Origin of the sequence: Streptomyces sp. NPDC005899, from assembly GCF_040629645.1 — a bacterium.
In the GTDB taxonomy this organism is placed as follows: Bacteria; Actinomycetota; Actinomycetes; order Streptomycetales; family Streptomycetaceae; genus Streptomyces.
In genome coordinates this window covers 1-11,977 of sequence record NZ_JBEXWB010000190.1, presented here as the reverse complement: position 1 = coordinate 11,977, position 11,977 = coordinate 1, and the positions used below count along the sequence as shown (strand labels likewise).

10 protein-coding genes are annotated in these 11,977 nt (G+C 72.0%); 5 read left to right on the top strand and 5 right to left on the bottom strand.

Annotated features, from left to right (window positions below; genetic code table 11):
- Positions 1-42 precede the first annotated feature (42 nt).
- Positions 43-717, top strand: a complete 675-nt coding sequence (locus ABZ371_RS20620; protein ID WP_358681604.1) for a response regulator — start codon at positions 43-45, stop codon at positions 715-717.
- A 164-nt stretch (positions 718-881) separates the two neighbouring features.
- Positions 882-1,505 (top strand): helix-turn-helix transcriptional regulator, encoded by a 624-nt coding sequence (locus ABZ371_RS20615; protein WP_358681602.1) that lies wholly within the window; start codon positions 882-884, stop codon positions 1,503-1,505.
- A gap of 257 nt (positions 1,506-1,762) precedes the next feature.
- On the opposite strand, the gene ABZ371_RS20610 is transcribed toward ABZ371_RS20615, so the two are convergent.
- Positions 1,763-2,788 carry an ATP-dependent 6-phosphofructokinase gene (locus ABZ371_RS20610; RefSeq protein WP_358681600.1) on the bottom strand — a complete coding sequence of 342 codons (1,026 nt, stop codon included), beginning with the start codon at positions 2,786-2,788 and terminating at the stop codon, positions 1,763-1,765.
- 419 nt (positions 2,789-3,207) lie between these two features.
- Between ABZ371_RS20610 and pta the strand changes: the two genes are divergently transcribed.
- From pta to pyk, 3 genes are all read left to right on the top strand, one after another.
- Positions 3,208-5,280: a phosphate acetyltransferase gene (gene pta / locus ABZ371_RS20605; RefSeq protein WP_358681597.1), complete on the top strand. Its 2,073-nt coding sequence runs from the start codon at positions 3,208-3,210 to the stop codon at positions 5,278-5,280.
- Entirely contained in the window at positions 5,280-6,527 is a 1,248-nt protein-coding gene (locus tag ABZ371_RS20600; protein WP_358681594.1) for an acetate kinase, read from the top strand. Before pta ends, ABZ371_RS20600 begins: the two co-directional genes overlap by 1 nt.
- Positions 6,528-6,601: 74 nt before the next feature.
- The gene (pyk, locus tag ABZ371_RS20595) at positions 6,602-8,032 is read left to right on the top strand and encodes a pyruvate kinase (protein WP_358681591.1); all 1,431 of its coding nucleotides are present in this window, start codon (positions 6,602-6,604) and stop codon (positions 8,030-8,032) included.
- A 130-nt stretch (positions 8,033-8,162) separates the two neighbouring features.
- Here the strand turns inward: pyk and ABZ371_RS20590 are convergent, their stop codons facing one another.
- The 4 genes from ABZ371_RS20590 to ABZ371_RS20575 all read right to left on the bottom strand — a co-directional run.
- On the bottom strand, positions 8,163-9,524 hold the full coding sequence (locus ABZ371_RS20590; protein WP_358681589.1) for a hypothetical protein: 1,362 nt from the start codon (positions 9,522-9,524) through the stop codon (positions 8,163-8,165).
- Positions 9,514-10,089 (bottom strand): DUF6114 domain-containing protein, encoded by a 576-nt coding sequence (locus tag ABZ371_RS20585; RefSeq protein ID WP_358681586.1) that lies wholly within the window; start codon positions 10,087-10,089, stop codon positions 9,514-9,516. Before ABZ371_RS20585 ends, ABZ371_RS20590 begins: the two co-directional genes overlap by 11 nt.
- A 96-nt stretch (positions 10,090-10,185) precedes the next feature.
- Entirely contained in the window at positions 10,186-10,827 is a 642-nt protein-coding gene (locus ABZ371_RS20580) for a DUF6230 family protein (RefSeq protein WP_358681583.1), read from the bottom strand.
- A gap of 600 nt (positions 10,828-11,427) precedes the next feature.
- The coding region (locus ABZ371_RS20575; RefSeq protein WP_358681580.1) for a tetratricopeptide repeat protein at positions 11,428-11,977 on the bottom strand (550 nt) is incomplete at its 5' end.

Genomic DNA, 11,977 nt, shown 5'->3' with positions numbered 1-11,977 from the left:
CCGGCTGCCCCTCGCCGGCCGGACCGCGCAGGTGGTCACCGCGTGATCCGGGTGCTGGTCGTGGAGGACGACCCGGTCGCCGCCGACGCCCACGAGATGTACGTGGGCCGGGTGCCGGGCTTCGAGGTGGCCGCCGTCGCCCACACCCGGGCGGAGGCCGTACGGGCCCTGGACCGGACGCCGGTGGACCTGCTCCTGCTGGACCTGTACCTGCCCGACGGGCACGGCCTGCAACTGCTGCGCTCGCTGCGGGCCGCCGGGCACGGCGCCGACGTGATCGCGGTGACGTCGGCGCGTGACCTGGCGGTGGTGCGGGAGGGCGTCTCCCTCGGCGTGGTGCAGTACGTGCTGAAGCCGTTCACCTACCCCACCCTGCGGGACCGTCTCGTGCGGTACGCCGAGTTCCGGGCGGCGGCCGGGGAGGCGAGCGGTCAGGAGGAGGTGGACCGGGCGCTGGCCGCGCTGCGGGTCACCCAGCCCGCCATTCTGCCCAAGGGGCTGAGCGGGCCGACCCTGGAGGCGGTGACCACGGCGCTGCGGGCGTCCGCGGAGGGGCTGACGGCGTCGGCGGCCGGGGACGAGCTGGGGATCTCCCGGATCACCGCCCGCCGCTATCTGGAGCACCTGGTGACCGCGGGCCGCGCCGAGCGCCGCCCCTCCTACGGTCAGGTCGGACGGCCGGAGCTGCACTACCGGTGGGTGGCCGAAAGTCGCTGATGGCTCCGGGGGGTCCGCGCCGGGCCACTAGGAGGATCATACGAAGGGTGAACTGGTGAGAACAGCCTGTAGCCAGGGGGTTCCCTTCCTTCTACGGTGGGGCCGTGCACCCCACCCCGCCCTTCAATGCCCCCGCCGCGCGCCGACTCCGCGAGGCACTGGGAATGGCTCCCGGCCATGTTGCGTACGGGCTCGGCGCCCAGTACGGACTCCAGATCACCGCCGAGACCGTGATGGCCTGGGAACGCGGTGTCGCGCTGCCCGGCGAGCGGGAACTGACGGCCCTCGCGGGCGTGCTGTGGTGCGCCCCCGGGGAACTGATGGCCGCCGCGAGCACCTTGCGCGAACACCGCGTGACGCGGGACCTCTCGGTCGAGGATCTCGCGCGGACGCTCGGCATGACGGCCGCCTCCTACCAGCGCGTCGAGGAGTCGGGCCGCTGGCGCGGCAACGAGCGCCAGGCGCTGGCGCTCTGCGAGGCGCTGGACCTGTCGGCGGCGCAGTTCCTCACGGCCACCGGCCGCAACGAGGAGTTGTCACAGCTGCTGACCAGGGCGGCGACGACGCGCTGGCAGGCGTACGTCAGGCCGGTGGCCAAACTCGTCCCCCTGGACCGGGTCCTCGTGCAGGACGTGCTGGAGCAGCTGCACACCGACTACCAGGCGCTGATGGTCTCGACCCTGAGCTGGAACACGGCCGGCCGGGACCGCTCCGGGACGGGCGGCGAGGCGGGGCGCGAGTTCCTCGACCGGGTGGTCGAGAGGTTCTGGCGCACGGCGGGAATCTGACCGGGCGCCGGGGCGGGAGGCCGCCGGGCGCCGGGGCGGAAAGCCGCCGGGCGGGGTCGACAGGGCCCGCCGCGGCGGGCTCCGGGCCCGCCCGGACGGGCGCGCCACCCGCCGGTCCCGCGACCGGGCGCACCTCCCGCACAGCCGCGGCCCCGGCCGTCCACGAGGGACGGGCGGGGCCGGCGGCGGGCGGGACAGGGTTTAGGGGGGCGGCTCCGGCGGGGCCGCACGGCGCGACGGCCGCCGCGGGGAGCCGGTCAGAAGACCGACTCGGCCTCGTACATCCGCTCGCTCGGCACGGTCTTCAGCCGGGTCACCGCGTCGGCGAGCGGGGCCATGACGATGTCGGTGCCGCGCAGTGCCGTCATGCGGCCGAAGTCGCCGCGGTGCACGGCCTCCACCGCGTTCCAGCCGAAACGGGTCGCCAGCACGCGGTCGTACGCGGTCGGCGTGCCGCCCCGCTGCACGTGGCCGAGGATGACCGGCCGCGCCTCCTTGCCGAGGCGCAGCTCCAGTTCGGCGGCGAGCCGGTTGCCGATGCCCTGGAAGCGCTCGTGCCCGAACTGGTCGATCTCACCCTTGGCGTACGGCATGGAGCCCTCGGCCGGGTGCGCGCCCTCGGCGACGCAGATGACGGCGAACTTCTTGCCGCGCGCGAAGCGCTCCTCGACCATCTTGACCAGGTCGTCGACCTGGAAGTGCCGCTCCGGCAGGCAGATGCCGTGCGCGCCGCCGGCCATGCCGGACTCCAGCGCGATCCAGCCCGCGTGGCGGCCCATGACCTCGACCACCATCACCCGCTGGTGCGACTCGGCGGTGGTCTTGAGACGGTCTATGGCCTCGGTGGCGACGCCCACGGCCGTGTCGAAGCCGAAGGTCCGGTCGGTCGCCGAGATGTCGTTGTCGATCGTCTTCGGGACACCGACCACGGGCATGCCCGCGTCCGACAGCATCCGGGCCGCCGTCAGCGTGCCCTCGCCCCCGATCGGGATGAGCGCGTCGATGCCGTAACGGCGGGAGAGCTCCTCGCAGTTCTCCGCGGCCTCGCGCAGCCGGTCGCGCTCCAGCCGCGCCGAACCGAGGATCGTGCCGCCGCGGGCCAGGATCCCGCTGACCGCGTTCAGGTCCAGGGGGCGGAAGTGGCCGTCGAGCAGGCCCTTGAAGCCGTCCTCGAAGCCGATCACCTCGTCGCCGTGACCCACCACGGCGCGGTGCACGACCGACCGGATCACGGCGTTCAGGCCTGGGCAGTCGCCGCCCGCTGTGAGAATTCCGATGCGCATCCTGGTCTGTCTCCTGCTCGCTAAGGGCTGTCCCGTGGTCCCTGGTGGTTCGGCGCACGGCCTCGGCCGCCGTGCGCCGCGAGCCGGAGGGACGTCCGGCGTACGGGATGTATCCGGGCGTTCCGACGACGCGGTCCGGTGCCGTGGCCGCCGTCGCGCGCCCGCCAGGGGTTACGGGACAGGCCGTGGTGCCGTGCCTCCCGGGGGCCCTGCGACGCAACCCCCGTACCGTGAGCCACCACGATTGTCCCACGCCGTCCGCGCCACCCGCGCTTTCGGCTCCTGCGGGTCCGGGCGGGGCCGGGATCCGGGACGGCGCGGGGCCCGCCCGCCGCGGGTGCTTCCCGGCGGGCGACGGACCTGCCCCCGTAGGTATCGTCAAGGGGGCAAGGCCAGCCAAACAGGACGGGAGAGCACGCGTGGCGCGCAGCGTGTACGTGACCGGGATCGACCGGGGAGACGGCCGTCAGGTCGTCGATCTGGGAGTCATGGAGCTACTGACGCGTCAGGTGGACCGGGTCGGTGTCTTCCGGCCGCTCGTCCACGACGATCCCGACCGCTTGTTCGAGCTGCTGCGGGCCCGCTACCGCCTCTCGCAGAGCCCGGAGACCGTCCACGGCATGGACTACCACGAGGCCTCAGCCATCCAGGCCGAGAAGGGTACCGACGAGCTCGTCTCCCGGCTCGTCGAACGCTTCCACCGCGTGGCCCGCGACTACGAGGTGGTGCTGGTCCTCGGCAGCGACTTCGCCGCCACCCAGCTCCCCGACGAGCTGGCGCTCAACGCACGCCTCGCGAACGAGTTCGGCGCCTCCGTGATCGCGGTCGTCGGCGGACAGGGCCAGGACGCGGAGTCCGTACGGGCCGAGACGCGCAACGCCTACCGGGCCTACGCCGGGCTCGGCTGCGACGTCCTGGCGATGATCGTGAACCGGGTGGCGTCCGGCGACCGGGCGGACATCGCGGCCCGGCTGTCGGCCACGCTCCCGGTCCTGTGCTCGGTCCTCCCCGACGATCCGGCGCTCTCCGCGCCCACCGTCGCCCAGATCACCACCGCGCTCGGCGGCACGGTGCTCCTCGGCGACGACTCGGGCCTCGCCCGCGACGCACTGGACTTCGTCTTCGGCGGCGCGATGCTGCCCAACCTCCTCAAGGCGCTGACCCCGGGGTGCCTCGTCGTCACCCCCGGCGACCGGGCCGACCTCGTCGTCGGTTCCCTGGCCGCCCACAGCGCCGGCACACCGCCCATCGCGGGCCTCCTGCTGACCCTGGACGAGCGCCCGGGCGAGGAGATCCTCCGGCTGGCCGCGCGCCTCGCCCCCGGCACACCGGTCGTCGCGGTGGCCGGCGGCTCCTTCCCTACGGCGGGCGAGCTCTTCGCCCTGGAGGGCAAGCTCAACGCGGCCACGCCCCGCAAGGCGGAGACGGCACTCGGCCTCTTCGAACGCCACGTGGACACCGGCGCCCTGCTGGAGCGGATCTCCGTGGCCCGCAGCGGCCGGGTCACCCCGATGATGTTCGAGCACGAGCTCCTCGAACAGGCCCGCTCGGACCGCCGCCGGGTGGTCCTCCCCGAGGGCACCGAGGAACGCGTCCTGCGCGCCGCCGACGTGCTCCTGCGGCGTGACGTCTGCGACCTGACCCTGCTGGGCGACGTGGACGTCATCCGCAAGAAGGCCGCCGACCTCGGCGTCGACCTGGCCGGAACCAGGCTGATCGACCCCCGCACCTCCGAGCTGCGCCAGGGCTTCGCCGAGCAGTACGCCCTGCTGCGCGCGCACCGCGGGGTGACGGCCGAGCTCGCGTACGACGTCGTGGCGGACGTCAACTACTTCGGCACGCTCATGGTCCAGGAGGGGCTGGCCGACGGCATGGTCTCGGGCTCGGCGCACTCCACGGCGGCCACGATCCGTCCGGCCTTCGAGATCATCAAGACGAAGCCGGACGCCTCGATCGTCTCCTCGGTCTTCTTCATGTGCCTCGCCGACCGGGTCCTGGTCTACGGCGACTGCGCGGTCAACCCGGATCCCGACGCGGAGCAGCTGGCGGACATCGCCGTGCAGTCGGCGGTCACCGCCGCGCGCTTCGGTGTCGAGCCCCGCATCGCGATGCTGTCGTACTCGACGGGCACCTCGGGCACCGGCGCGGACGTCGACAAGGTGCGCCAGGCCACCGAGCGGGTACGCGTGTCACGGCCGGACCTGCGGATCGAGGGCCCCATCCAGTACGACGCCGCGGTCGAACCGTCCGTCGCCGCGACGAAGCTCCCGGCCTCGGAGGTGGCGGGGCGGGCGACCGTGCTCGTCTTCCCGGACCTCAACACCGGCAACAACACGTACAAGGCGGTGCAGCGTTCCGCGGGCGCCGTCGCGGTGGGCCCGGTCCTCCAGGGGCTGCGCAAACCGGTCAACGACCTGTCGCGGGGGGCGCTGGTGCAGGACATCGTCAACACGGTGGCCATCACGGCGATCCAGGCGCAGGGCGAGCAGTGATGACGACGACCACCGACCCCACCAGCGAAGGCTCGCGCTCCATGAATGACGCCCACCGCGTACTCGTCCTCAACTCCGGTTCGTCCTCGCTGAAGTACCAGCTCCTGGACATGCGCGACCGGTCCCGGCTGGCGACCGGCCTGGTGGAGCGGATCGGCGAGGCGTCCTCCCGCCTGGTGCACACGCCCGCGGCGGGCGGCGGCACCCGTGAGCGGACCGGCCGGATCGCCGACCACGAGCAGGCCCTGAAGGCCGCCGCCGAGGAGCTGGCCGCCGACGGACTCGGCCTCGACTCCCCCGAACTCGCGGCGATCGGCCACCGGGTGGTGCACGGCGGGCTCAGGTTCAGCGAGCCGACCGTGATCACCGACGAGGTGCTGAAGGAGATCGAGCGCCTGGTCCCGGTGGCTCCCCTGCACAACCCGGCGAACATCACCGGCATCCGGACCGCCCAGGCACTGCGCCCCGACCTGCCGCAGGTCGCCGTCTTCGACACGGCGTTCCACACGACGATGCCGGAGCACGCCGCGCGGTACGCCATCGACGTCGAGACGGCGGACGCCCACCGCATCCGCCGCTACGGCTTCCACGGCACCTCGCACGCGTTCGTCTCGCGCCGGGCCGCGGAGTTGCTGGGGCGGCCGGTGGCGGACGTGAACGTGATCGTGCTGCACCTGGGCAACGGCGCCTCGGCCTCCGCGGTGGCGGGTGGCCGGTGCGTGGAGACGTCCATGGGACTGACCCCCTTGGAGGGGCTGGTCATGGGTACGCGTTCCGGGGACATCGATCCGGCGGTCACCTTCCACCTGAAGCGGGTGGCGGGGATGTCGGCCGACGAGATCGACGTCCTGCTCAACAAGAAGAGCGGCCTGGTGGGTCTGTGCGGTGACAACGACATGCGGGAGATCCGGCGCCGCGTGGACGAGGGCGACGAGCGCGCGGCGCTCGCGTTCGCCGTCTACATCCACCGGCTGAAGAAGTACATCGGCGCCTACGCGGCGGTGCTCGGCCGGGTCGACGCCGTCGTGTTCACGGCCGGGATCGGGGAGAACTCCGCTCCGGTGCGGGCGGCGGCGGTCGCCGGACTGGAGGGCTTCGGCCTCGCGGTGGACGCGGAGCGCAACGCCGTACGGTCCGGTGAGCCCCGGCTCATCTCCCCCGACGGCGCGCGGGTGGCCGTGGCCGTGATCCCCACGGACGAGGAGCTGGAGATCGCCGGCCAGACCTTCGCCCTGGTCCACAACTGAGCGGACCCGCGCCCTTTTGTATCTTCCACCAGACGGAATATTCCGCAGCGAAACAAACCGATAGGATCCGCCTCATGCGCCGTTCCAAAATCGTCTGCACCCTCGGTCCCGCCGTCGACTCCCATGAGCAGCTCGTCGCTCTGATCGAGGCCGGCATGAGCGTGGCCCGTTTCAACTTCAGTCACGGTACCCACGAGGAGCACCAAGGCCGTTACGACCGGGTCCGCAAGGCCGCCGCCGAGACCGGCCGCGCGGTCGGCGTGCTCGCCGACCTCCAGGGCCCCAAGATCCGCCTCGCGAAGTTCGCGGAGGGCCCCGTCGAGCTGGTCCGCGGGGACGAGTTCGTGATCACCTCCGAGGACGTCCCCGGCGACAAGTCGATCTGCGGCACCACCTACAAGGGGCTGCCCGGTGACGTCGCCAAGGGCGACCCGATCCTGATCAACGACGGCAACGTCGAGCTCAAGGTCGTCTCGGTGGACGGCCCCCGGGTCACCACCATCGTCATCGAGGGCGGTGTCATCTCCGACCACAAGGGGATCAACCTCCCGGGTGCGGCGGTCAACGTCCCCGCGCTGTCCGGGAAGGACGTCGAGGACCTTCGGTTCGCCCTGCGGATGGGATGCGACATGGTCGCCCTGTCCTTCGTCCGGGACGCCGAGGACGTCAAGGACGTCCACAAGGTGATGGACGAGGTCGGCCGCCGCGTCCCCGTCATCGCCAAGGTGGAGAAGCCGCAGGCCGTCGAGCACATGGAGGGCGTCGTCGCCGCCTTCGACGGTGTGATGGTCGCCCGCGGTGACCTGGCCGTCGAGTATCCGCTCGAGAAGGTCCCGATGGTGCAGAAGCGCCTCATCGAGCTGTGCCGCCGCAACGCCAAGCCGGTGATCGTGGCGACCCAGATGATGGAGTCGATGATCACCAACTCGCGGCCGACGCGCGCCGAGGCCTCCGACGTCGCGAACGCGATCCTGGACGGCGCCGACGCCGTGATGCTGTCGGCGGAGTCCTCCGTGGGCGCGTACCCGATCGAGACGGTCAAGACGATGTCGAAGATCGTCGTCGCCGCCGAGGAGGAGCTCCTGTCCAAGGGCCTCCAGCCGCTGGTGCCGGGCAAGAAGCCGCGCACCCAGGGCGGTTCGGTCGCCCGCGCCGCCGCCGAGATCGCGGACTTCCTGAACGGCAAGGCGCTGGTGGCCTTCACCAAGTCCGGCGACACGGCCCGGCGCCTCTCCCGCTACCGTGCCGCGCAGCCGATCCTGGCCTTCACCACCGAGGAGGCCACCCGCAACCAGCTCGCGCTGAGCTGGGGCGTGGAGTCCTACGTGGTGCCCCACGTGGACAACACGGACGCCATGGTCGACCTGGTGGACGCGGAGCTGCTGAAGCTCAACCGCTACAACGACGGCGACACGATGATCATCACGGCCGGTTCGCCCCCCGGCGTCCCCGGCACCACCAACATGGTCCGGGTGCACCACCTCAGCGGCGAGAAGCGCGACTGACGCTCCCCCTACGGCGTGACTGTGGGGCGCACCCCCGCGAGGGGGGCGGCCCCCACTGCGGTGCGGCGCCCGATCGGGAGAGCGGCCGGCGGCCGCCAGGGCCTCTCGTCCGCATCGGGACGGCAGGTCCCTAGCTGTTGCCGCCGGTGAAGTAGTTCTGCAGCCCGGGAATCGTGAGCGAACCGCCGAACTGGCCGGCCTGGGTCACCTTCACGTCCGTGAAGAAGGCGAAGGGGACGTTCAGCGGCGGCGGGGTCTGGGGGCTGAAGGTGATCGGGATCAGGCCGAAGAGATTGCCCTTCAGCTCCTCCGTGTACATCGTCACCGTGCCGCCGCGGAAGGTGGACGTCGAACCCGCACGCGCCTTGACGTGGCCGGTGGTGCCGGCCGGTCCCTTCGTCAGCTGGTGCAGGTCCTTGATGTCGATCGAGCTCGCGGTGAACTTCAGCACCTTCTTGGTGCTGCCGTCGCCCGTGCGCACCTCGACGATGCCCGCGTAGTCGAGCCCGGTGAGCGTGAGTCGCGTCGACTCCAGGATCCACGGGTCGTCGGGCAGCAGCGGGATGCCCTGCTCCAGGTCGGCCGCGGCGAGCGCCTCGGGGTCGGCGGTCGGGCACGGGAACGGCTGCTTGGCGCCGTCCGGGATGTCCTCGTCCTTCACCGGGTCGAGGCCCTTGACGTCGTCCTCGAGCTCCTCGACGTCCTCGCCGGCCTTGCCGGCGGCCTCCCGGATGGCTTCGGCGGTCTTGTCCGCCTCCGCCTTCGCCCTGCCGGTGACCTTCTCCACGGACGTCCCGGTGGACTCTCCGGCCGGCTTCGTGGCCGCCGGCTCCGGGGACTCGGGCTTCGGGGACACGGCCGTGGGCGCGGGAGACGGGCTCGCCGTCTCCTTGTCCGGTCCGTCGAGGAGGTCCTTCAGCGCGTCGCCGACGCCCAGCGGGTCGAGGGGGTTCGCCGGCTCGCCGGCGGTGGGCGTGGCCGCGGGAGTGGCCGCCGCCTTCGTCCCGGCCGTCGCGTCCGCCGCCCGCGCGCCGGCGCTCGCCGCGGCGCACGGCTCCGGAGAAGCGGCCCCGTCCGCACCCGATGCCGCGTCGTCAGCGGGCTTCCCGTCCGCCGGGGGCTTCTCGTCGGCCGGGGGCTTCTCGTCCGCCGGGGGCTTCTCGTCCTCGGCGGACCCCCCTGAGGGCGTGGCACTCGGGGTGGGCGTCGTGTCGGGCTCCGCCGACTCACCCGGCTCGTCGGAGCGGGTCACGCAGGGTCCGGGGGCGAAGGGGATGTCGGTGCTGTCGTCGGCCAGCGCGAGCCTGGGGGTGAGTCCCATGCCGACGAAGACGGCCGTCGGCATCGCGGCCAGCGCGAAGGCCTTCTTGCCCGCCGGCATGTGCAGCTTCGTCAGCAGCGACTTACGCGGGGCGGCGTGGCGCGGCCCTCTGCGCGCACCCGTGGCGTCGTCCGTGTACGCGTTCACCGGCTGTCCTTCGTCACCCCGCACGGTGCCTTCCTCCTTCGGCCTCTGCCGCCGTGTCGTACCCGGCGGTCTGCTGCTGGGGAACGGCCGCACCGTGGAACGCGTCCCCGGAGCGCGGGCCCTCCGGCTGCGGCGGCACGGCGGACAGACCCGCCGGCGCCTGCCCACCGAGCGGAACCCCGCTCTCGGCCGGCTCTCCGGGTACCCAGGAGACGGACAGGGCTCCGCCGAGGAGGGCGAAGACGAAGCCGACCAGGAAGCCGCCGATGTTGGCGACCGGTATCGAGATCAGGGCCAGCAGGATCGCGGCGACGCCGGCGAACACCCGCACGATCTGGTGGAACCACATCGTAAGGCCCAGCGTGATGAGCAGGATCCCGATGATCAGCGAGCCGGCGCCGGCGGTGGTGGACATCGCGATCGTCATGTTGCCGAGGTGCATGTTCGCGTACGGGAAGTACGCGATGGGTACACCACCCAGGATGGTGAACAGACCCGCCCAGAACGGCCGGTTACCCCGCCAGGTGCGGAATCCCCGCCGGAAGACGGTGAGGTAGTGCTCGTTCTGCCCTGTGGACTCGGGGCTCATGGAAAACAGCTCCCTGGAACCGGTACTGCTGTGAGAGAAGAGAGGGTGGGCGGCCGAAGGGCTCTCGGCGAGCACTCCGGCCACCCGGGCGAGTGCTTAGAAGCACTCCTTGACGCCCTTGTGCAGCCTCAGGCTCAGGTTGCTCAGCTTGAAGGTTCCGGCGGTGGTCGCCCACGCCGTCTGCTTCACGTCGGACAGCGTCGCCACCTTGGCGCGCTGGGAGAAGCCGTTCGGGTTGACGGCCTTCTCCGTGCCGGCCTGGATGCCGGGCTTGCCGACCGAACCGGCCGCGACGCCGATGTCGATGTTCTCGAAGTACGCGTCCGTGTCGAGCTGCGCGACGTCGAGGTACAGGTTGGTCGCCTCGACCGGCTTCTTCGGGTCGGTGCCGGCCTTCAGCTGAAGGCTGACGCTACCGAGACCGAAGGGGAGGTCCGGCGTGACCACCGACTGGCACATGTTGGTGATCGTGGCCTTGCTGAAGCCCGACACGGCCACCGGGTGCGCCGCGTCGTTGCCCTTGAGGTCCTTGCCGACAGCGACGCTGCCGTACTGGACGAAGTCCTCACCGACGAGCTTGTCGGTGGAGACCTTGAAGCTCTGGCCGGAGACGCTGAACGACGCGGCGAGCGCACCCTGCGCCAGCCCGACACCGACAGCGGCGGTCGCGACGACGCTCGGCACCATGACCAGAGCGAAACGCTTCCATCTCGTCCCACCGCGAACCTGGGAACTCATTGATTTCCTCCTTCTCGGACGTACATCTCCGGTACGGGCTCGGTGCCCGCCCTGGGATGGGAGAAGTGCTACGTCCTCGGGAAGGAGAGCGCCCGGACCGGAGGCGTGTACCGCACCCGAATCACCGGCGATCACCCCCGAGCGACAACCACTGGCCGCGCGTCTGCGCAGCCGGTTCGGACAGGCCCTGCCCAGGGGCAGGAACCCCCCTGTCCGCGATCGGCGCCCACTGCCGCCGACCACCCGGTGGGGAACCAACAGGCCGCCGGCGCCGGCTGGCGGCCGGGCTGGCGGGTATTGGACCGAGCGTGGCCGATCGTGGTGCATTCCCGGCCGCGACACAAGGGGGGTCGTTACTCGCTAGTAACGACCCGATAACCAGGGTGCGACAACGGGATACCGCCCGGCCACGCAGGGTGGCACCCAAGGGACGCCCTAATGGGGCTATCGTGGCGCTTTTCCGGACAGAACACGGAGCGCGCTTTACTGCCAGTAACAGGGCGTACTTCTGTCAAGATTTGGCAAAGTGCAGGCGTCGGTTGTCGTTCGCCCGCGAAAACAGCCGCGGTACCCGGGGGGCACCGCGGCCGTGTTGTCACATCAGAACAAGACGCGCGCCAGGGCGGTCCGCGCGGCGGTGACCCTGGGGTCCTCGGGGCCGATGACCTCGAAGAGCTCCAGCAGCCTCACCCGCACCGCGTCCCGGTCGTCGCCGAAGGTACGGCGGACCGTCTCGACGAGCCGGCCGAAGGCGTCCTCCACATGACCCCCCACGAGGTCGAGGTCGGCGGCGGCCATCTGGGCGGCGGGATCGGCCGGATTCTCGGCGGCCTCCTTGCGGACCTGCTGCGGGTCCGTGCCCGCGACCCGGCCGAGGAGTTCGGCCTGGGCGAGACCCAGCTTGGCCTCGGTGTTGGCCGGGTCGTCGGAGAGGACGTTTCGGTACGCCTGGACGGCGCCGCCGAAGTCGTTGGCGTCGAGCGCCTGCGCGGCCGCCTCCAGCAGGGCGTCGTACGGGCCCGCGGGCACCTCGGCGGGGGCGGCGTGGGGGGGGGGGGGGGGCGGGGCGGGCCGGGCGGCGGCGCGCGCGGTGGGGGCGTATCGCGCCTCGCCCGCCGGGATGAGCGGGGCCAGGGTGTGGGGGATGTGT